The organism is Streptomyces sp. NBC_01508 (genome assembly GCF_045040315.1).
GTDB lineage: Bacteria > Actinomycetota > Actinomycetes > Streptomycetales > Streptomycetaceae > Streptomyces.
The window spans coordinates 3,373,292-3,393,259 of the sequence record NZ_CP109419.1; the positions used below are offsets into that span (position 1 = coordinate 3,373,292).

The window sequence follows — 19,968 nt, forward strand, 5'->3', positions numbered from 1 at the left end:
AGCGACCCCTCAGAGCTTCATCAGGCTGGCGTCGTCGACCGAGGCCGAGTGGCGCGAACGGAACAGCGACACGATGATCGCGAGCCCGACGACGACTTCCGCCGCCGCCACGACCATCGTGAAGAAGGCGATGATCTGGCCGTCCAGATTGCCGTGCATCCGGGAGAAGGCGACGAGCGCGAGGTTGCACGCGTTGAGCATCAGCTCGACGCACATGAAGACGACGATCGCATTGCGCCGGATCAGCACTCCGGCCGCACCGATGGTGAACAACAGGGCGGCGAGATAGAGGTAGTTGACCGGATTCATTTGGTGACGCCCTCCTCGCGGTCCTCGCGGTCCCGGCGCTCCTCGCGGCCGAGGCGCTCCGTCGACCGCTGTTCCAGCGCCTTCAGGTCGGCGATGGCCTCACCGGACACGTCCCGGATCTGGCCGCGGTCCTTGAGCGTCTTGCTGACGGTCAGTTCGGACGCGGTGCCGTCGGGCAGCAGACCGGCGATGTCCACCGCGTTGTGCCGGGCGTAGACACCGGGTGCGGGCAGCGGCGGCAGGTGCTTGCCGCGGATCCGCTGCTCGGACATCTCGCGCTGGGTCAGGGCCCGTTCGGTGCGCTCGCGGTGCGTGAGCACCATCGCGCCGATCGAGGCCGTGATCAGCAGGGCGCCGGTGATCTCGAAGGCGAACACGTACTTGGTGAAGATCAGGGAGGCCAGGCCCTCGACGTTGCCCCCGGCGTTGGCGACGCCGAGTCCGGTGAAGGTCGTCAGCGACGCGTTGCCGATGCCGGCCATCAGCAGGATGCCGAAGCCGAGCCCGCAGGCGGCGGCCCACCAGCGCTGGCCCTTGATCGTCTCCGTGAGGGAGTCGGCGGCGGTGACGCCGACGAGCATGACCACGAAGAGGAACAGCATCATGATCGCGCCGGTGTAGACGACGATCTGCACGATGCCCAGGAAGTACGCCCCGTTGGCCAGGTAGAAGACCGCCAGGATGATCATGGTCCCGGCGAGACAGAGCGCGCTGTGCACGGCCCGCCTCATCAGGATCGTGCACAGCGCGCCGAGCACGGCGACGGTGCCGAGAATCCAGAACTGGACGGCCTCGCCGGTCGAGGTGAGGGAAGCGGCGAGCGTGTTCATCCGCCGATCACCTTCTTCGACGCCGGCTCGTTCTCGCCGAAGTCCGAGGCGCCTTCCTGCGGGACCTCGCCCTTGGTGAAGGCCACCTGCTTGACCGTGCCGGGAGCGGCTTCGGTCACCAGGCCCCGGTAGTAGTCCTGTTCGTCCGTGCCGGGGAAGATCGAATGCGGGGACTCGACCATGCCCTCCTCCAGGCCGGCGAGCAGCTGCTCCTTGGTGTAGATCAGGCTCTCGCGCGAACTGTCGGCCAGCTCGAACTCGTTGGTCATCGTGAGCGCCCGGGTGGGGCACGCCTCGATGCACAGTCCGCAGAGAATGCAGCGGGCGTAGTTGATCTGGTAGACGCGGCCGTAACGCTCACCCGGGGAGTAGCGCTCCTCCTCGGTGTTGTCCGCGCCTTCGACATAGATCGCGTCCGCCGGGCAGGCCCAGGCGCACAGCTCGCAGCCGATGCACTTCTCCAGGCCGTCCGGATGCCGGTTCAGCTGATGGCGGCCGTGGAAGCGCGGCGCCGTCACCTTCTCCGTCTCCGGATACTGCTCGGTCAGCCGCTTCTTGAACATGGCCTTGAAGGTCACGCCGAAGCCGGCGACCGGATTCAGCCGGCGCGCGCCGGGGTCGTCCCCCTTCGAACCTTTGGAAGCGTTGTCAGGCACCGTCGGCCTCCTTTCCGTCACTCGCGTCACTCTCAGTATTGACTCCGCCACTGACAACCAGTTCGCGCTCACCGCGTGAGCGTCGGCGCGGCACGGGCGGCAGGGTCTGCCCCGGCAGCGGAGGCACCGGGAATCCACCGGCCATCGGATCGAACGGGGGCGGTGGTGGTTCGGCCGCGGCGGCGGCCTTCTCCTTCTTGTCCCTGAACACGTCGGCGACGAAGGAGAGCAGCAGGATGGCGATGACGGCCGAGGCCACGTACAGGACGATGTCCTGGAAGTCGTAGTTCTCGTTCCGCAGCGCACGCACCGTGGCCACCAGCATCAGCCAGACGACCGAGACCGGGATCAGGACCTTCCAGCCGAGCTTCATCAGCTGGTCGTAGCGCACGCGCGGGAGCGTGCCGCGCAGCCAGATGAAGAAGAAGAGCAGCAGTTGGACCTTGATGATGAACCAGAGCATCGGCCACCAGCCGTGGTTCGCACCCTCCCAGAACGTGGAGATGGGGTACGGGGCCCGCCAGCCGCCCAGGAAGAGCGTGGTGGCCACGGCGGAGACGGTCACCATGTTGACGTACTCGGCCAGCATGAACAGCGCGAACTTGATCGACGAGTACTCGGTGTTGAAGCCGCCGACCAGGTCGCCCTCGGACTCGGGCATGTCGAACGGCGCGCGGTTGGTCTCGCCGACCATCGTCACGATGTAGATGATGAAGGAGACCGGCAGCAGGATGATGTACCACCGGTCGGCCTGCGCCTCCACGATCGCCGAGGTCGACATCGTCCCGGAGTAGAGGAACACCGAGGCGAAGGCCGCGCCCATGGCGATCTCGTACGAGATCATCTGCGCGCACGAGCGCAAGCCCCCGAGCAGCGGGTACGTCGATCCGGACGACCAGCCGGCGAGGACGATGCCGTAGATGCCGACCGAGGCGACCGCGAGGATGTAGAGCATCGCGATCGGCAGGTCGGTCAGCTGCATCGTGGTGCGCTGGCCGAAGATCGAGACCTCGTTGCCGGCGGGGCCGAAGGGGATCACGGCGATCGCCATGAAGGCGGGCACCGCCGCGATGATCGGCGCCAGGATGTAGACGACCTTGTCGGCCCGCTTGACGACGACGTCTTCCTTCAGCATCAGCTTCACGCCGTCGGCGAGCGACTGGAGCATGCCCCAGGGGCCGTGCCGGTTGGGTCCGACGCGCAGCTGCATCCAGGCGACGACCTTGCGCTCCCAGACGATGGCGATCAGTACGGTCACCATCAGGAACGCGAAGCAGAAGACGGCCTTGATGGCCACCAGCCACCACGGGTCGGTGCCGAACATCGAGAGATCCTCGGCGGCGAGGACGCTCTGCGCGGGGGCCGCGCCGAGTCGGTCGATGACGGTCATGCGCGCACCTCCGGTGCGTCGGACGGGGCGTCCGCCGGGGCCTGCGGCTCGGCGGGGCCGATCCGGACGAGCGTGCCCGGCCGGGAGCCGGTGTCGGACAGGACACCGCCGCCGGCCGAGTTCAGCGGCAGCCAGACGACCTTGTCGGGCATCTCGGTGACACTGAGCGGCAGTTCGACGGTGCCCGCGGGGCCGGTCACGGCCAGGACGTCGCCGTCCTTGACGCCCGTCTCGGCCGCCGTGGCGGCGGAGAGCCGGGCGAGCGCCGCGTGGCGGGTGCCCGCCAGGGCCTCGTCACCGTCCTGGAGCCGGCCCTGGTCGAGCAGCAGCCGGTGACCGGCGAGGACCGCCTCGCCCGCGCCCGGCCGGGGCAGCGGACGCGACGACTCGACGGGCGGTTCGGCGCGCGGGCCGTCCCAGTTGCCGAGCCGGTCCATCTCGGTGCGTACGGCCTTCAGGTTCGGCAGCGCCAGGGGTACGTCCATGGCGTCGGCGAGCATGTGCAGCACCCGCGCGTCGTCCGTGGCGAGCCTGCGGGTCATCTGCTCGGGCTTCAGCGCCGCGTCGAACAGCCGTGCCCTGCCTTCCCAGTTGAGGAAGGTGCCGGCCTTCTCGGCGACGGCGGCGACCGGGAAGACGACGTCGGCGTGGTCGGTGACCTCGCTGGGACGCAGCTCCAGCGACACCACGAAGCCGACGGCCGCGAGCGCCTCACGCGTACGGGCCGGGTCCGGCAGGTCGGCGACCTCGACGCCCGCGACGAGCAGCGCGCCGAGTTCGCCCGTCGCGGCGGCCTCGACGATCTGGCCGGTGTCCCGGCCGTGGCGGTGCGGCAGTTCGCGTACCCGCCAGACCTCGGCGGTCTCCTCACGGGCCCGCGGGTCCGTGGCGGGACGGCCGCCGGGCAGCAGTGTCGGCAGCGCGCCGGCCTCGACCGCGCCGCGCTCACCGGCCCTGCGCGGCACCCAGACGAGCGTGGCGCCGGTGGCGGTGGCGGCCCTGGCCGCGGCGGTGAGCCCGCCGGGGACGGCCGCGAGCCGTTCGCCGACGACGATCACCGCGCCGCTCTCGCGCAGGGCGTCGGCGGCGCGGGTGCCCGCGCCTTCGAGGCCGGTCTGCGAGGCGAGCGCGTCGAGCCATTCGGTCTCGGTGCCGGGAGCGGCGGGCAGCAGGGTGCCGCCCGACTTCGTCAGACCTGGAGTGGCGTGCGTGGCGAGGGAGAAGGCGCGCTGCCCGTGCTTGCGGTGGGCCTTGCGCATCCTCAGGAAGACGCCGGGCGCCTCCTCCTCGGACTCGAACCCGACGAGCAGGACGGCCGGCGCCTTCTCCAGCGTCGTGTTGGTGACCCCCTTGCCGTCCAGGTCGATGCCGTGGCCCGCGACATGGGCGGCGAGGAACTCGGCCTCCTCGGCGCTGTGTACGCGCGCCCGGAAGTCGATGTCGTTGGTGTCGAGCGCGACCCGGGCGAACTTGGCGTACGCGTAGGAGTCCTCGACGGTCAGGCGGCCGCCTGCCAGGACGGCGGCCCGGCCGCGCGCCGCGGCGAGACCGTTCGCGGCGGCCTCAAGCGCCTCCGGCCAGCTCGCCGGTGCCAGCTCGCCGTCCGCGCCGCGCACGAGCGGCGTGGTGATCCGGTCGGGCCGCTGCGCGTAGCGGAAGCCGAACCGCCCCTTGTCGCAGATCCACTCCTCGTTGACCTCGGGGTCGTCGGCGGCCATGCGCCGCATGACCTTGCCGCGCCGGTGGTCGGTGCGGGTGGCGCAGCCCCCCGCGCAGTGCTCGCACACGCTGGGCGAGGAGACCAGGTCGAACGGGCGGGAGCGGAAGCGGTACGCCGCCGAGGTGAGCGCGCCGACCGGGCAGATCTGGATGGTGTTGCCGGAGAAGTACGACTCGAAGGGGTCGCCCACGCCGATGCCGACCTGCTGGAGCGCGCCGCGCTCCAGGAACTCGATCACCGGGTCGCCGGCGACCTGGTTGGAGAAGCGGGTGCAGCGCGCGCAGAGCACGCACCGCTCGCGGTCGAGCAGCACCTGGGTGGAGATCGGTACGGGCTTCTCGAAGGTCCGCTTCTTGCCCTCGAACCGGGTGTCGGCCTGACCGGCGCTCATGGCCTGGTTCTGGAGCGGGCACTCGCCGCCCTTGTCGCAGACCGGGCAGTCCAGCGGGTGGTTGATGAGCAGCAGCTCCATCACACCGCGCTGGGCCTTCTCGGCGACCGGCGAGGTGATCTGCGACTTGACGACCATGCCGTCGGTGCAGGTGATGGTGCAGGAGGCCATCGGCTTGCGCTGGCCCTCGACCTCGACGATGCACTGCCGGCAGGCGCCGGCCGGGTCGAGGAGCGGGTGGTCGCAGAAGCGGGGGATCTCGATGCCGAGGAGTTCGGCGGCGCGGATCACCAGGGTCCCCTTGGGGACCGAGATCTCGATGCCGTCGATCGTCAGCGAGACGAGATCTTCGGGCGGGACCGCCGCCTCGCCGCCGCCGGAGGGGGCGGAGGTGGTGACTGTCATGCGTTCACCTCCAGGTGCGCGTGCTGGTCGGCCCACAGCGTGGACTTCGCCGGGTCGAAGGGGCAGCCCTTGCCGGTGATGTGCTGCTCGTACTCCTCGCGGAAGTACTTGAGCGAGGAGAAGATCGGCGCGGCGGCGCCGTCGCCGAGGGCGCAGAACGACTTGCCGTTGATGTTGTCGGCGATGTCGTTGAGCTTGTCGAGGTCCGAGGGCACGCCCTTGCCGGCTTCGATGTCCCGCAGCAACTGGACCAGCCAGTAGGTGCCTTCACGGCACGGGGTGCACTTGCCGCAGGACTCGTGGGCGTAGAACTCGGTCCAGCGGGTGACGGCGCGGACCACGCAGGTGGTCTCGTCGAAGCACTGGAGCGCCTTGGTGCCGAGCATGGAGCCCGCGGCGCCGACGCCCTCGTAGTCGAGGGGGACGTCGAGGTGTTCCTCGGTGAACATCGGGGTCGATGAGCCGCCCGGTGTCCAGAACTTGAGCCGGTGGCCCGGCCGCATGCCGCCGCCCATGTCGAGCAGTTGGCGCAGGGTGATGCCGAGCGGGGCCTCGTACTGGCCGGGGCTGGTGACATGGCCGCTGAGCGAGTAGAGCGTGAAGCCCGCGGACTTCTCGGTGCCCATCGACTTGAACCAGTCCTTGCCGCGGTTGAGGATCGCGGGAACCGAGGCGATGGATTCGACGTTGTTCACCACAGTGGGGCACGCGTAGAGACCCGCGACCGCCGGGAACGGCGGGCGGAGGCGGGGCTGTCCGCGCCGTCCCTCCAGCGAGTCCAGCAGCGCGGTCTCCTCGCCGCAGATGTACGCGCCGGCCCCCGCGTGCACGGTGATGTCGAGGTCGATCCCGCTGCCGAGGATGTCCTTGCCGAGGTAGCCCGCCTCGTATGCCTCACGTACGGCCTCGTGCAGCCTGCGCAGTACGGGCACGACCTCGCCGCGCAGATAGATGAAGGCGTGCTGCGAGCGGATCGCGTAGCAGGCGATGATCATTCCCTCGATGAGGGAGTGCGGGTTGGCGAAGAGAAGGGGGATGTCCTTGCAGGTGCCGGGCTCCGACTCGTCGGCGTTGACGACGAGATAGTGCGGTTTGCCGTCGCCCTGCGGAATGAACTGCCACTTCATGCCGGTGGGGAAGCCCGCGCCGCCCCTGCCGCGCAGACCGGAGTCCTTCACGTACGCGATGAGGTCGTCGGGCGTCATGGCGAGCGCCTTGCGCAGGCCCTCGTACCCCTCGTGCCGCTGGTAGGTGTCCAGCGTCCACGCGTCGGGCTGGTCCCAGAACGCGGACAGGACCGGGGACAGCAGCTTCTGCGGACCGGTGTCGCTCAACTCGGGTGCTGTGGTCATCACTTCCCCTCCCCGTCTACCGGGCCCGCGGGGTTGGCGGGGTCGGACGCCGAGGTGTCCTGCGGCGCGTCGTGCGAGCTGAGGTGCTCGGAACCGGGCTGGGGCGGTGCGTCCTGCGGACCCGCGCCCTCGGGCGAGCGCGGCGTACGGGCCACGGTGGCCTCGCCCTTGGCGAGCTTCAGGCCGATCAGCGAGGCGGGGCCCGCGCCACCGGTCGCGTCGACGGCGCCGGGGCGCTCGTCGGGGAAGCCCGCGAGGATGCGCGCGGTCTCCTTGTAGGTGCACAGGGGCGCGCCGCGGGTCGGTGCGACCTGCTCGCCGGCCCGCAGGTCGTCCACGAGCTGCTTGGCGGACTCGACGGTCTGGTTGTCGAAGAACTCCCAGTTGACCATCACCACCGGCGCGAAGTCGCAGGCCGCGTTGCACTCGATGTGCTCCAGCGTGACCTTGCCGTCCTCGGTGGTCTCGTTGTTGCCGACGCCCAGGTGCTGCTTCAGCTCGTCGAAGATGGCGTCGCCGCCCATCACCGCGCACAGCGTGTTGGTGCAGACGCCGACCTGGTAGTCGCCGGACGGCTTGCGCCGGTACATCGAGTAGAAGGTGGAGACCGCGGTCACCTCGGCGGTGGTCAGCCCCAGCATCTCGGCGCAGAACCGGACACCGGTACGGGTGACGTACCCCTCCTCGGACTGGGTGAGGTGCAGCAGCGGCAGCAGCGCCGAACGGCTGTCGGGGTAGCGGGCGATCACCTCCTTCGCGTCCGTCTCCAGCCGGGCGCGCACATCGGCCGGGTAGTCGGGGGCGGGGAGTTGGGGCATTCCGAGGCTGACCTCGGAATTCGGTGTGGTGGTCACCGGTCGACGCCTCCCATCACGGGGTCGATGGACGCGACGGCGACGATGACGTCGGCGACCTGGCCGCCCTCACACATGGCCGCCATGGACTGGAGATTGGTGAAGGACGGGTCGCGGAAGTGGACCCGGTAGGGGCGCGTGCCCCCGTCGGAGACGACGTGCACGCCGAGTTCGCCCTTGGGCGACTCGACGGCGGCGTACGCCTGCCCCGGCGGGACCCGGAAGCCCTCCGTCACCAGCTTGAAGTGATGGATCAGAGCCTCCATGGACGTGCCCATGATGTTCTTGATGTGGTCGAGCGAGTTGCCGAGTCCGTCCGGGCCGAGCGCGAGCTGCGCGGGCCAGGCGATCTTCTTGTCGCCGACCATCACGGGGCCCGGCTCCAGGCGGTCCAGGCACTGTTCGACGATCCGCAGCGACTGGCGCATCTCTTCCAGCCGGATGAGGAAGCGGCCGTACGCGTCGCAGGTCTCGGCGGTCGGGATGTCGAAGTCGTACGTCTCGTAGCCGCAGTACGGGTCGGTCTTGCGCAGGTCGTGCGGCAGCCCCGCCGAGCGCAGGATCGGTCCGGTGGCGCCCAGCGCCATGCAGCCGGCCAGGTCGAGATAGCCGACGTCCTGCATGCGGGCCTTGAAGATCGGGTTGCCGGTGGCGAGCTTGTCGTACTCCGGCAGGTTCTTGCGCAGGGTCTTCAGCAGTTCGCGCAGGTGGTCGACGGCGCCCGGGGGAAGGTCCTGGGCGAGGCCGCCGGGCCGGATGTACGCGTGGTTCATCCGCAGGCCGGTGATCAACTCGTAGGCGTCGAGAATCAGTTCACGATCGCGGAAGCCGTAGATCATGATCGTGGTCGCGCCGAGTTCCATACCGCCGGTGGCGATGCAGACCAGGTGCGAGGAGAGCCGGTTCAGCTCCATCAGCAGGACGCGGATGATGTTCGCCCGGTCCGGGATGTCGTCCTCGATGCCCAGCAGCGTCTCCACGGCGCGGCAGTACGCCGTCTCGTTGAAGAACGACGTCAGGTAGTCCATGCGCGTGACGAAGGTGGTGCCCTGCGTCCAGTTGCGGAATTCGAGGTTCTTCTCGATACCCGTGTGCAGATAGCCGATGCCGCAGCGGGCCTCGGTGACGGTCTCGCCCTCGATCTCCAGGATCAGCCGGAGCACACCGTGCGTCGACGGGTGCTGGGGACCCATGTTGACGATGATGCGCTCGTCGTCCGACTTGGCCGCGGTCTCGACGACCTCGTCCCAGTCACCACCGGTGACGGTGTAGACGGTGCCCTCGGTGGTGGCACGGGGAGTGGCATGGGGGGTGGTCATGAGTACGACCTCCGCTGGTCCGGAGCCGGGATCTGGGCGCCCTTGTACTCGACGGCGATCCCGCCGAGGGGATAGTCCTTGCGCTGCGGGAAGCCCTGCCAGTCGTCCGGCATCATGATCCGGGTGAGGGCGGGGTGGCCGTCGAAGATCAGGCCGAAGAAGTCGTACGTCTCGCGCTCGTGCCAGTCGTTGGTCGGATAGACCTCGACCAGGGACGGCACGTGCGGGTCGCTGTCCGGTGCGGACACCTCAAGGCGGATCAGCCGGCCGTGCGTCAGTGAGCGCAGGTGGTAGACGGCGTGCAGCTCGCGGCCCTTGTCGCCCAGGAAGTGGACGCCGGAGACACCCGTACAGAGCTCGAAGCGCAGGGCCGGGTCGTCGCGCAGGGTCCTGGCCACCTGGACCAGGTGCTCGCGGGCGATGTGGAAGGTGAGTTCGTTCCGGTCGACGACCGTCTTCTCGATGGCGTTCGCCGGGAGCAGTCCCTGCTCCTCCAGCGCGCCTTCGAGTTCGTCGGCGATCTCGTCGAAGACACCGTCGCGACCGCCGTAGGGGCGGTTGGAGGCACCCGGCAGGCTGACGGTCCTGACGAGACCGCCGTAGCCGGTGGTGTCGCCGCCGCCGCTGTCGGTGCCGAACATGCCCTTGCGTACGCCGATGACCTCGGCGGCCTGACCACGCGCGGAGGGAGAATTGTCCCCGGCCGGCTGGTCGTTCTCCGGAGAACTCCCGGATCGCTGCTCGTCGCTCACCGCAGCAGCCCCTTCATCTCGATCAACGGCAGCGCCTTGAGCGCCGCTTCCTCCGCCTCGCGGGCGGCCTCCTCCGCGTTGACCCCGAGCTTCGAACCCTGGATCTTCTGGTGGAGCTTGAGGATGGCGTCCATCAGCATCTCCGGACGCGGCGGGCAGCCCGGCAGGTAGATGTCGACGGGGACGACGTGGTCGACGCCCTGGACGATCGCGTAGTTGTTGAACATCCCGCCGGACGACGCGCAAACCCCCATGGAGATGACCCACTTGGGATTCGGCATCTGGTCGTAGACCTGCCGCAGGACGGGCGCCATCTTCTGGCTCACCCGTCCCGCCACGATCATCAGGTCCGCCTGGCGCGGCGATCCGCGGAAGACCTCCATGCCGAACCGGGCCAGGTCGTACCGGCCGGCGCCCGTCGTCATCATCTCGATGGCGCAGCAGGCCAGGCCGAAGGTCGCCGGGAAGACGGACGACTTCCGCACCCAGCCCGCGGCCTGCTCGACGGTGGTCAGCAGAAATCCGCTCGGCAGCTTCTCTTCGAGTCCCATTGGTTGCCCCTCTGCGCCTTTAGTCCCATTCCAGACCGCCGCGCCGCCACACATATGCGTAGGCGACGAAGACGGTGAGCACGAAGAGCAACATCTCCACGAGCCCGAAAAGCCCCAGCGCGTCGAAGGTGACGGCCCAGGGGTAAAGGAAGACGATCTCGATGTCGAAAATGATGAAGAGCATCGCCGTCAGGTAGTACTTGATGGGAAAGCGGCCACCTCCGGCCGGCGTCGGAGTGGGCTCGATGCCGCACTCGTACGCTTCGAGTCTTGCCCGGTTGTACCTTTTCGGGCCGATAAGCGTGGCCGTCACCACGGAGAAGATCGCAAACGCGGCACCGAGAGCGCCGAGCACGAGGATTGGCGCGTAGGCATTCACGCTCCTCGCTCCTTCCAGTCGTCCCTGACCGTTGGTCCTCAACCGAGCTTCTGTGTCGCCGCCCCGCGAAGATCACGCGTATGTGAGGCAGTTCACAAGCCGGACTGTCCCGCATCCTATGCCTCCCGGTCTGTGACGTGCGACACGGGGTGGGCCAACGAGTTTGTGATCTCCACCACCTGACGATCGATCATGTGTCGGAGCGCCCGCGGACGCCCGTACGGGACGCGCCCACGCGGTCACTTGAGGTAACAATGCGGAGAGTCACCGCTGGTCGGGGGCGCGCGGCTCTATCAAGGCGGCGCGCGGAGCGGCAAATTGGAGATGGACGCGGGCTCCGTGATAAACGCGCGCCCCACCCGCCCGGGGGAGGTTCGGGGACGGAGGTGGACGGCCGTCGGCGGAGATGGCCGGAAGTGGTCATCGTGCACGCGTTCACGAGCCCCCGGGCGGCCGGGCGTTCACCATTCTGTGACCTGTGCCACTTCACTCAACCTTCTCAAAAGCGGGGCTTGGCCATCGGAGCGAGCGGATGGTAGGTGCCGGGCAATCCGGGCGATTCACCGAAAGCCCGTGATCACAGCCATGATCACGAGTGACCGCTATGCCCGTTACGGCGTCAATAAAGGGCGCTACCAAGCGGATTGATCTATTCCGAACGTAACTGTGGCGCAACACACGTTTCTTGAAGGGAACCGGAAAGCCCTGATAGCGATAGTCCCTATGTCCCACACCGCTCACATACCCAGCCACCGGAAGCCCCGCCGAAGCGCGTCGAAAACCGCGATCCGGTCCGGAGTCGCCGGTGGCGTCCTCAGCACCATCGCGCTGGCGGGTGCCGCCGCTCCGGCCAACGCCGAGCCGGTGACCGAGACCATCGAGATGCCCACGCTCACCTCCGGCCTCGCCGGCGCCGTCGCGCAGTCCGCCGACGCCACCCAGCAGGTCGCGATCGACCTCGAACTCCAGGCACAGGAGGACGCCGCCGCGACCAAGGCGGCGAAGGCCGCCAAGAAGGCCCACGCGGAGGCCGAGCGCAAGGCCGAGGCGAAGGCCAAGGCCGAGAAGGCCGCCCGCGCCGAGGCAGCCGCCCAGGAGCGCGCCTCGCGCTCCGAGGAGCGCACCACGCTCGCCGCGTCCTCCAACTCCGCCGCACCGGCCTCGCAGGGCACCACCCAGGCCACCGGCTCGGCCGCCGCCGTCCTGGCCTTCGCGCGTGCCCAGGTCGGCGACGCGTACGTGCTGGGCTCCACCGGCCCCGACGCGTGGGACTGTTCGAGCCTCGTCCAGGCCGCCTACCGCCAGATCGGCGTGGACCTGGCGCGCACCTCACAGCCGCAGTCGACGTCCGGCACCCCGGTCTCCCTGGACAACCTCCAGCCCGGCGACATCCTCTACTGGGGCGCCGCGGGCAGCGCGTACCACGTGGGGATCTACTCCGGCGGCGGCAAGTTCATCGGCGCGCAGAACTCCGGTACCGGGGTGGTCGAGAAGACCCTGGACTGGGACCCGCCGACCGGCGCGGTCCGTATCCTCTGACCCGACCGGCCGACAGCACCCGAAGGGCCGTCGCTCCCCCGCCCGGGAGCGACGGCCCTTCGACGTACCCCGGTCCTTCGGCGCACCCCGGCGCACCCGGCCGTGCCCCGGCGTACCCCCGACGGGCCTTTCGCGACCGGGGTGTTCGAGAGTGCCCCGGTGGCATCACGGGCATCGGAGAGGAAGAAAGACTCTCCCCCACACTCACGCACCGCGCAGGAGGCACCACCGATGACCGTCAAGGGCGTCGACGTATCGTCGTACCAGAGTTCGTCGTTCTCCACGAAGGGCCTCGACTTCGCCTTCGTCAAAGCCACCGAAGGCACCTCGTACCTCAACCCCCGGATGACGGCGCAGGCTTCGCACGCGCGGGACGCCGGGCTGGTCGTCGGCTTCTACCACTTCCTGCGGCCCGGCAGCATGAAGGACCAGGCCAAGTACTTCGTGGAGAAGGCCGCCGAGCGCGCGGGCGACCCGCTGTTCGCCGACTGGGAGGACGCGGACGTCAGTTGCGCGTCGAAGGACGCCTTCCTGGCGGAGGTCCAGCGGCTCAGGGGCGCGGACCACCGCGTGGGGCTGTACTGCAACCGGGACTTCTGGCTCAACCACGACACCACGAGCGAGGCGGGCGACGCCTTGTGGATCGCGGACTACGTGACGGCGGGCAAGCCGCGCATAAAGGCCGCGTGGAAGTTCCACCAGTACACGGACACCCCGCTCGACACGAACGTCGGCAAATTCGCCGACGCCGCCGCCCTGCGGAGCTGGGCGAAGGGCGGCGGCGGCAAGTCACTCGCCGCGCTCGCCGACGAGGGGTTCCAGGTCAGCGGCGCCGACGGCGCGGCGTAAGCCTCCGCGCGTACGGCCGTTGCTACGACCTGGGCGCGACCTTGCTCAGGCCGTTGATGATGCGGTCCATCGCGTCGCCGCCCGACGGGTCGGTCAGGTTCGCCAGCATCTTCAGCGTGAACTTCATCAGCAGCGGGTGCGTGAGCCCCCGCTGCGTCGCGATCTTCATGACCTTCGGGTTGCCGATCAGCTTCACGAAGGCGCGGCCCAGCGTGTAGTAGCCGCCGTAGGTGTCCTTGAGCACCTGCGGATAGCGCTGGAGGGCCATCTCGCGCTGCCCCGGCGTCTGCCGGGACTGCGCCTGCACGATGACGTCCGCCGCGATCTGGCCGGACTCCATGGCGTACGCGATGCCCTCGCCGTTGAACGGGTTCACCAGGCCGCCCGCGTCACCGACCAGCAGCAGGCCCTTGGTGTAGTGCGGCTGCCGGTTGAAGGCCATCGGCAGCGCGGCGCCGCGGATCGGCATCGTCATGTTGTCGGGCGTGTAGCCCCAGTCCGCCGGCATCGACGCGCACCACGCCTTGAGCACCTCGCGCCAGTCCAGCTCCTTGAAGGCGGACGACGAATTGAGAATGCCCAGACCGACGTTGGAGGTGCCGTCGCCCATGCCGAAGATCCAGCCGTAGCCGGGCAGCAGCCGGTCCTGCGGACCGCGCCGGTCCCACAGCTCCAGCCAGGACTCCAGGTAGTCGTCGTCGTGCCGGGGCGAGGTGAAGTACGTACGGACGGCGACGCCCATCGGCCGGTCCTCGCGCCGGTGCAGCCCCATCGCGAGCGACAGCCGCGTGGAGTTGCCGTCGGCGGCGACGACGAGCGGGGCGTGGAAGGTGACGGGCGTCTTCTCCTCGCCCATCTTGGCGTTGACGCCGGTGATGCGGCCAGTGCGCGCGTCGATGATCGGGGCGCCGACGTTGCAGCGCTCGTGCAGCCGCGCCCCGGCCTTCTGCGCCTGCCGGGCCAACTGCTCGTCGAAGTCGTCACGCTTGCGTACGAGGCCGTAGTCCGGATAGCTGGCCAGGTCGGGCCAGTCGAGCTGGAGCCGTACGCCGCCGCCGATGATCCGCAGGCCCTTGTTGCGCAGCCAGCCCGCCTCTTCGGAGATGTCGATGCCCATCCCCACCAACTGCTTGGTGGCGCGCGGGGTGAGGCCGTCGCCGCACACCTTCTCGCGCGGGAAGGCGGTCTTCTCCAGCAGCAGGACGTCCAGGCCCGACTTGGCGAGGTGGTACGCCGTGGTGGCACCGGCCGGGCCTGCCCCGACGACGATCACGTCCGCGGAGTGTTCGGAGAGGGGCTCGGTCACGGCGGGATCTCCCGAAGCTCGTGGGACCCGGCGGGCGGATCCCCACATGGCGTACCGACGACTGTGGACGTGTTCGGCACTGGACAGGTGCCAGTCTATGGGTGCCTGTTGATCGACAAGTTGAAGGGCTGCTCCGATGAACGACATCACCCGACCGGTCCCCGTCGTGCGACTCCGCGTTCCCACCGAGGCGGACGCGCGGGAGTGGCACCGGGTCTTCGACGATCCCGACGTCATGGAGTTCCACGGCGGCCCGGCGCCGCTCGCCGAGTACGAGGAGCTCACCGCCCGCCAGCGCGCGCACGCCGCCGAACTCGGCTTCTGCCTCTGGACGATGCTCGACGCCGACGACGAGGTCATCGGCTTCACCGGCGCGCAGCCGTGGCCGCACACGTCGTTCGGCCCGGTCGGCGAGATCGAGATCGGCTGGCGGCTGGGCCGCGCCCACTGGGGCAGGGGCTATGTGACGGCCGCCGCGCACGCCACGCTGGAGCGGGTACGGGCGGCGGGCGTGCCCACCGTCGTGGCGATGGTCGACGCCCGCAACGACCGCTCGACGGCGGTGGCCCGGCGCCTGGGCATGGAGCTGGAGGAGACGTTCCTGACGCCGGTCGGCAAGCGGGAGGCGTACCGCTTCCGGCTCAGGCTCGACCGGCCCTGATCCCGCTCAGAGCGCCGCCGGCTTGGTCCCGCGGTGCAGGGCCACGACCCCGCCGGTCAGATTCCGCCACGCGACCTTCGACCAGCCGGCCTTCTGGAGCAGACCGGCCAGCGCCGGCTGGTCGGGCCAGGCGCGGACGGACTCGGCGAGGTACACGTACGCGTCGGGGTTGGAGCACACGGTGCGCGCGACCGGCGGCAGCGCGCGCATCAGGTACTCCGTGTAGACGGTCCGGAAGGGCTCCCACGTCGGCTGGGAGAACTCACAGATCACGACCTGCCCACCGGGCTTCGTCACCCGGTACAGCTCACGCAGCGCGGTGTCCGTGTCCTGGACGTTGCGCAGGCCGAAGGAGATCGTGACGGTGTCGAACACGCCGTCCCGGAAGGGCAGTCGGGTCGCGTCGCCGGCGGCCAGCGGCAGCCAGGGGTGGCGCTTCTTGCCCTCGCGGAGCATGCCGAGCGAGAAGTCGCACGGCACGACGTAGGCGCCGGTGGCGGCGAAGGGCATGGAGGAGGTGGCGGTGCCCGCGGCGAGGTCGAGGATCTTCTGCGCGGGGCGGGCGCCGACCGCTCTGGCGACCTCCTTGCGCCAGAGCCGCGCCTGGCCGAGGGAGATGACGTCGTTGGTGAGGTCGTACTTCGCCGCCACGTCGTCGAACATCGAGGCGACTTCGTGCGGCTGCTTGTCCAGGGAGGCCCGGGTCACTGGCGTTCCGCCTGACTTGTCTCGGTTGTCTGTGCGCCGTCCACCGCGGTCCACCGCGGTACGGCGGCCATTCTCGCAGGCGGGCGACGGCACCACGCGCCGGGCTCGGGCGCGCCGCCGGGTCCGTCCGGTGGCCGGTCTGTCCTCAATCGCCGGACGGGCTCGATTGAGCCGTCCGGCGATTGAGGACAGGCGCGGCGTCTGGTGCGGTGCGTCGCAAGGCGGAGGATCGGCGTTGTGGATGACCCGGCCGTACTCGGGCGACCGACGACAACGCGGCGAGCGTGCGTGCCAGGGACCGCGAGCCCAGCAAGATCCAAACGACAGGCCCTACGCGCGTCGGTGCACGAGCCGCCCGTCGAGGACCGTGGCCACGCAACTCGTCGCGCCCGCCCGCGCCAGCGCCGCGTACGGGTCGTCGTCGCCGAGGACATCCACGCCGAAGACGGCGAAGTCGGCCTGGCGGCCCTCGAAGCCCAGCAGCGGCAGCACGAACGCGTCCTCGGCCGGCCGGCCGGTGAGCGGGTCCAGCGTCGGCGGCCCCGGCGGTTCGGCGTACCGCTCATCGACGCCGAGGCCCGAGCGCGCCACGGCGTCCACCACGGCGTGCCGCCGCAGGGTCCCGGCGACCGCGACCGTCCCGTGCGCCAGCATCCGCCGCACCCCGCGCCGCGCGCTCGCGCCCCAGCGGGTCTCGGTCATCTCCAGCGCGGCGAGCGCGGCGCCGGTGAGCGGTTCGGTGCCCAGTTCGCCCGCCTCGCGCGGGTCCGGGTGGTAGGCCCGCTCCAGCAGTTCGGGGCCGTACTCGTTGCGCAGCCCCGGTGTGAGCACACCCCGCCACCGTCTGACCCGTGCGGCGGGACGCGCGTGTGCCAGTTCCTCGTACGGGCCGACCGCCTCGATCGCGTCGCCCACGACCAGGACGGCGCCGCCCGGCACGGGGGCGCGCCCGGCGCCGGGCAGCAGCAGGTCCGCCCGGTGAATCGTCAGCGCCACCCGGTCAGTTGGCGTCGAGCAGCTTGAGCTCCGGGTGCGCGGTGCCGCCCGCGATCGCCGTGGAGGACAGGTGCGAGACGACGCGCTCGTCGACCGGGTCGTTCGCGGGGTCGTCGTGCACGAGAAGGTGCTCGTACGTCGTGGCGCGCTGCGCCGGCACCCGGCCCGCCTTGCGGATCAGGTCGATGATCTCCAGCCGGTTGGAGCGGTGCCTGGCGCCCGCCGAGGAGACCACGTTCTCCTCCAGCATGATCGAGCCGAGGTCGTCGGCGCCGTAGTGCAGGGAGAGTTGGCCGACCTCCTTGCCGGTGGTCAGCCAGGAGCCCTGGATGTGCGCGACGTTGTCGAGGAAGAGCCGGGCGATGGAGATCAGCCGCAGGTACTCGAAGAGCGTCGCCTGCGTCTGCCCCTTCAGCTTGTTGTTCTCGGGCTGGTAGGTGTACGGGATGAACGCCCGGAAGCCGCCCGTCCGGTCCTGGGTGTCGCGGATCATCCGCAGGTGCTCGATCCGCTCGGCGTTCGTCTCGCCGGTGCCCATGAGCATCGTGGACGTCGACTCGACACCGAGACCGTGCGCGGTCTCCATGATCTCCAGCCAGCGCTCGCCGGACTCCTTGAGCGGCGCGATCGCCTTGCGCGGCCGGGCGGGCAGCAGTTCGGCGCCGGCGCCCGCGAAGGAGTCGAGGCCCGCCGCGTGGATCCGGCGGATCGCCTCCTCCGCGGTGACGTCCGAGATACGGGCCATGTGCTCGACCTCTGACGCGCCGAGGGAGTGGATGACCAGTTGCGGGAACGCGGCCTTGATGGCGCCGAAGTGCTTCTCGTAGTACTCCACGCCGTAGTCGGGGTGGTGTCCGCCCTGGAACATGATCTGGGTTCCGCCGAGTTCGACGGTCTCCGCGCAGCGGCGCAGGATGTCGTCGAGGTCACGGGTCCAGCCCTTGCCGGTGTCCTTGGGGGCCGCGTAGAAGGCACAGAACTTGCACGCCGTCACGCAGACGTTCGTGTAGTTGATGTTCCGCTCGATGATGTACGTCGCGATGTGCTCCGTACCGGCGTACCGGCGGCGGCGCGCACGGTCGGCGGCTGAGCCGAGCGCGTGCAGGGGCGCCGAGCGGTAGAGGTCGAGCGCCTCTTCGGGCGTGATCCGGCCACCCTCGGCAGCGCGGTCGAGGACAGACTGCTGGTCGGCCTTCTCGGTCACCGGGGCGTCACCTTTCGGCGGTGTGTCAGCGGGTCTACGGTCCGATCCAGCGTACGCCAGGGTTACCGGCGGACCGGCTGCCGGGCTCGTGCGTGCGCCGGACGGGGGCTACTGCTTCCTGAGCGTGCCCGTGGGGTTGCCCGCCGCGTCCTCCCGCGAGGTGAACCGCAGGTCACCGTCCCCGGTGAGGGTGAACGTCAGGGCGGCGGCCGTCGTGGTCGTGCACATCCCCGCCTTGCCGGGCCGGCCGGGATCGGTCGACTCCTCGACCTTGATCTCCTCCGCGGTGGCCGACACCAGCGTGCCCACGCCGTAGCACGTGGCCTCGACGCCGAGGACCGAGAGGACGCTGGTCGAGCGGAGCACCTTCTCGCCCTTCCCGCCCGCGCCGATCTCGACCGTGTAGTCGCCGTGCGGCAGCCCGTTGTCCTCGGTCGTCGGTCCCTTCCAGGTGCCGACGAACCGCTTCGGTACGCCCGGAAGCGCGGCCCCGCGGGGCGTGTCCGACGCGCTCGGCCCCGTGCCCGCAGGACCCTGGTCGGCCGAGTCGGACTTCTTGTTGTCCGAGGACTGCGAGAACTGGTCGATGAGCATCGTCCCGCCCAGCGTGACCGCGGCCAGCGCTCCCGCCACGGCGAGGGCGAGCGTGCAGCTCACCTTGCGGTGGCGCGGCCCGGCCCGGCCGGCGGTGACCGAGAGGGACAGCGGGGGGTCGTGGGGACCGCCGTCACCGTCGGCCGTACGGGGGCCGGGCGGGCCGACCGGGTGCGCGAGCGCGTCCGGCTGTGTCGGCGGCCCGAACTCGCCCAGCGGGGCTGACGGCGGGAGCGTGTCGGGCGGCGGCGGCGTGGGCCAGCGCACCGGCGGGCCGGGCGCGCTCCGTACGGGCTGCGCGGTCTCCAGGTCCAGCAGTTGTACGGCGGCCCGGCTGACCTCCCGTACCAGCGGGTCCGGCAGCCAGCCCGCGTCCACCAGCGCGACCGCCCCGCCGGGCGCGGGCGCGAGGCGCGCGGCGACCTCGGCGGGCGTGGGGCGCGCGGCCGGGTCCTTGGCCAGGCAGTGGGCGACCAGTTCCTTCAACTCGCCGTCCAGCGAGCCCAGTTCCGGCTCCTCGTGGACCACCTTGTAGAGCAGCGCGGCGGACGAGTCGCCGGGGAAGGGGCTCACCCCGGCCGTGGCGTACGCGAGCACCGCGCCCAGTGAGAACACGTCGGCCGCGCCCGTGACGCCCCTGCCGAGTATCTGCTCGGGGGACATGTAGCCGGGCGAGCCGACCGAGACGCCGGTGGAGGTGAGCGAGGCGGTGCCATCCGTGGCGCGGGCGATGCCGAAGTCGATGAGCCGCGGGCCGTCGAGGGCCAGCAGGACGTTCGACGGTTTGACGTCGCGGTGGACGAGACCCAACTCGTGGACGGCGCCCAGCGCCTCGGCGAGTCCGGCGCCCAGCGCCCGAACCGTCCGCTCGGGCAGCGGGCCGTACGTCGCGAGCGCCTGCGTCAGCGAGGGACCGGCCACATAACCGGTGGCGACCCACGGGGTGGCCGCCTCCGGGTCGGCGTCGAGCACCGGCGCCGTCCACGCGCCGCCGACCCGGCGGGCCGCCGCCACCTCCCGGCGGAAGCGGGCCCGGAACTCCTCGTCCAGCGCCAAGTGCGGATGGATGACCTTCACGGCGACCGTACGGCCGCCTTCGGACCTGGCCAGATAGACCCGGCCCATTCCGCCGGCGCCGAGCCTGCCGAGCAGCCGGTACGCGCCGATGGTGCGAGGCCCGTCCGCGTCGAGCGGCCGCATCCC

General features: G+C 70.3%; 19 protein-coding genes. 3 read left to right on the forward strand and 16 right to left on the reverse strand.

All coding sequences use genetic code 11. The annotated features are described in order from the left end of the window. Nucleotides 1-9: 9 nt before the first annotated feature. The 11 genes from nuoK to OG700_RS15420 are packed head-to-tail and all read right to left on the reverse strand — an operon-like array spanning nt 10 to nt 10,908. Nucleotides 10-309, reverse strand: a complete 300-nt coding sequence (gene nuoK / locus OG700_RS15370) for an NADH-quinone oxidoreductase subunit NuoK (RefSeq protein ID WP_064070011.1) — start codon at nt 307-309, stop codon at nt 10-12. After that, nucleotides 306-1,139, reverse strand: coding sequence for an NADH-quinone oxidoreductase subunit J (locus tag OG700_RS15375; RefSeq protein WP_405613829.1), 834 nt, complete (start codon nt 1,137-1,139; stop codon nt 306-308). The genes nuoK and OG700_RS15375 overlap by 4 nt, the downstream gene beginning before the upstream one ends. Further along, nucleotides 1,136-1,795, reverse strand: a complete 660-nt coding sequence (nuoI, locus tag OG700_RS15380; RefSeq protein ID WP_405613831.1) for an NADH-quinone oxidoreductase subunit NuoI — start codon at nt 1,793-1,795, stop codon at nt 1,136-1,138. Before nuoI ends, OG700_RS15375 begins: the two co-directional genes overlap by 4 nt. Next, complete coding sequence (nuoH, locus tag OG700_RS15385; protein ID WP_405613833.1) at nt 1,788-3,185, reverse strand: NADH-quinone oxidoreductase subunit NuoH; 1,398 nt, start codon at nt 3,183-3,185, stop codon at nt 1,788-1,790. The genes nuoI and nuoH overlap by 8 nt, the downstream gene beginning before the upstream one ends. Then, entirely contained in the window at nt 3,182-5,701 is a 2,520-nt protein-coding gene (locus tag OG700_RS15390) for an NADH-quinone oxidoreductase subunit G (RefSeq protein ID WP_405613835.1), read from the reverse strand. The genes nuoH and OG700_RS15390 overlap by 4 nt, the downstream gene beginning before the upstream one ends. Beyond that, nucleotides 5,698-7,053: an NADH-quinone oxidoreductase subunit NuoF gene (gene nuoF, locus OG700_RS15395; RefSeq protein ID WP_405613837.1), complete on the reverse strand. Its 1,356-nt coding sequence runs from the start codon at nt 7,051-7,053 to the stop codon at nt 5,698-5,700. Before nuoF ends, OG700_RS15390 begins: the two co-directional genes overlap by 4 nt. Beyond that, nucleotides 7,053-7,871, reverse strand: a complete 819-nt coding sequence (gene nuoE / locus OG700_RS15400; protein ID WP_405621731.1) for an NADH-quinone oxidoreductase subunit NuoE — start codon at nt 7,869-7,871, stop codon at nt 7,053-7,055. Before nuoE ends, nuoF begins: the two co-directional genes overlap by 1 nt. Nucleotides 7,872-7,903: 32 nt before the next feature. Beyond that, nucleotides 7,904-9,226, reverse strand: coding sequence for an NADH-quinone oxidoreductase subunit D (locus tag OG700_RS15405; protein ID WP_023539433.1), 1,323 nt, complete (start codon nt 9,224-9,226; stop codon nt 7,904-7,906). Further along, nucleotides 9,223-9,978, reverse strand: a complete 756-nt coding sequence (locus OG700_RS15410) for an NADH-quinone oxidoreductase subunit C (protein ID WP_405613839.1) — start codon at nt 9,976-9,978, stop codon at nt 9,223-9,225. The genes OG700_RS15405 and OG700_RS15410 overlap by 4 nt, the downstream gene beginning before the upstream one ends. Then, complete coding sequence (locus tag OG700_RS15415) at nt 9,975-10,529, reverse strand: NuoB/complex I 20 kDa subunit family protein (protein ID WP_405613841.1); 555 nt, start codon at nt 10,527-10,529, stop codon at nt 9,975-9,977. The genes OG700_RS15410 and OG700_RS15415 overlap by 4 nt, the downstream gene beginning before the upstream one ends. A 19-nt stretch (nt 10,530-10,548) precedes the next feature. Further along, nucleotides 10,549-10,908, reverse strand: coding sequence for an NADH-quinone oxidoreductase subunit A (locus OG700_RS15420; protein ID WP_405613843.1), 360 nt, complete (start codon nt 10,906-10,908; stop codon nt 10,549-10,551). A gap of 723 nt (nt 10,909-11,631) precedes the next feature. Between OG700_RS15420 and OG700_RS15425 the strand changes: the two genes are divergently transcribed. Beyond that, the gene (locus OG700_RS15425; protein WP_405613845.1) at nt 11,632-12,447 is read left to right on the forward strand and encodes a C40 family peptidase; all 816 of its coding nucleotides are present in this window, start codon (nt 11,632-11,634) and stop codon (nt 12,445-12,447) included. 231 nt (nt 12,448-12,678) lie between these two features. Further along, the gene (locus OG700_RS15430) at nt 12,679-13,296 is read left to right on the forward strand and encodes a glycoside hydrolase family 25 protein (protein WP_405613847.1); all 618 of its coding nucleotides are present in this window, start codon (nt 12,679-12,681) and stop codon (nt 13,294-13,296) included. 22 nt (nt 13,297-13,318) lie between these two features. On the opposite strand, the gene OG700_RS15435 is transcribed toward OG700_RS15430, so the two are convergent. Continuing rightward, nucleotides 13,319-14,602 (reverse strand): geranylgeranyl reductase family protein, encoded by a 1,284-nt coding sequence (locus OG700_RS15435; protein WP_405613849.1) that lies wholly within the window; start codon nt 14,600-14,602, stop codon nt 13,319-13,321. Nucleotides 14,603-14,738: 136 nt separating this feature from the next. Between OG700_RS15435 and OG700_RS15440 the strand changes: the two genes are divergently transcribed. Continuing rightward, nucleotides 14,739-15,263 (forward strand): GNAT family N-acetyltransferase, encoded by a 525-nt coding sequence (locus tag OG700_RS15440; RefSeq protein WP_405613851.1) that lies wholly within the window; start codon nt 14,739-14,741, stop codon nt 15,261-15,263. A 6-nt stretch (nt 15,264-15,269) separates the two neighbouring features. On the opposite strand, the gene OG700_RS15445 is transcribed toward OG700_RS15440, so the two are convergent. From OG700_RS15445 to OG700_RS15460, 4 genes are all read right to left on the reverse strand, one after another. Next, nucleotides 15,270-15,971 carry a demethylmenaquinone methyltransferase gene (locus OG700_RS15445; protein ID WP_405613853.1) on the reverse strand — a complete coding sequence of 234 codons (702 nt, stop codon included), beginning with the start codon at nt 15,969-15,971 and terminating at the stop codon, nt 15,270-15,272. 330 nt (nt 15,972-16,301) lie between these two features. After that, nucleotides 16,302-16,961, reverse strand: coding sequence for a hypothetical protein (locus OG700_RS15450; RefSeq protein ID WP_405621734.1), 660 nt, complete (start codon nt 16,959-16,961; stop codon nt 16,302-16,304). Between the two features lie 10 nt (nt 16,962-16,971). Then, on the reverse strand, nt 16,972-18,171 hold the full coding sequence (gene mqnC, locus OG700_RS15455; RefSeq protein WP_405613855.1) for a cyclic dehypoxanthinyl futalosine synthase: 1,200 nt from the start codon (nt 18,169-18,171) through the stop codon (nt 16,972-16,974). 108 nt (nt 18,172-18,279) lie between these two features. Beyond that, entirely contained in the window at nt 18,280-19,965 is a 1,686-nt protein-coding gene (locus OG700_RS15460; RefSeq protein ID WP_405613857.1) for a serine/threonine-protein kinase, read from the reverse strand. Between the last annotated feature and the right edge of the window lie 3 nt (nt 19,966-19,968).

Coding starts and splice junctions, on each gene's coding strand:
- OG700_RS15440 (WP_405613851.1), top strand. CDS start 14,739: ATGAACGACATCACCCGACCGGTCCCCGTCGTGCGACTCCGCGTTCCC.
- OG700_RS15460 (WP_405613857.1), bottom strand. CDS start 19,965: ATGCGGCCGCTCGACGCGGACGGGCCTCGCACCATCGGCGCGTACCGG.
- OG700_RS15415 (WP_405613841.1), bottom strand. CDS start 10,529: ATGGGACTCGAAGAGAAGCTGCCGAGCGGATTTCTGCTGACCACCGTC.
- OG700_RS15375 (WP_405613829.1), bottom strand. CDS start 1,139: ATGAACACGCTCGCCGCTTCCCTCACCTCGACCGGCGAGGCCGTCCAG.
- nuoE (WP_405621731.1), bottom strand. CDS start 7,871: ATGCCCCAACTCCCCGCCCCCGACTACCCGGCCGATGTGCGCGCCCGG.
- nuoK (WP_064070011.1), bottom strand. CDS start 309: ATGAATCCGGTCAACTACCTCTATCTCGCCGCCCTGTTGTTCACCATC.
- nuoF (WP_405613837.1), bottom strand. CDS start 7,053: ATGACCACAGCACCCGAGTTGAGCGACACCGGTCCGCAGAAGCTGCTG.
- OG700_RS15430 (WP_405613847.1), top strand. CDS start 12,679: ATGACCGTCAAGGGCGTCGACGTATCGTCGTACCAGAGTTCGTCGTTC.
- OG700_RS15390 (WP_405613835.1), bottom strand. CDS start 5,701: ATGACAGTCACCACCTCCGCCCCCTCCGGCGGCGGCGAGGCGGCGGTC.
- nuoH (WP_405613833.1), bottom strand. CDS start 3,185: ATGACCGTCATCGACCGACTCGGCGCGGCCCCCGCGCAGAGCGTCCTC.
- OG700_RS15405 (WP_023539433.1), bottom strand. CDS start 9,226: ATGACCACCCCCCATGCCACTCCCCGTGCCACCACCGAGGGCACCGTC.
- OG700_RS15425 (WP_405613845.1), top strand. CDS start 11,632: ATGTCCCACACCGCTCACATACCCAGCCACCGGAAGCCCCGCCGAAGC.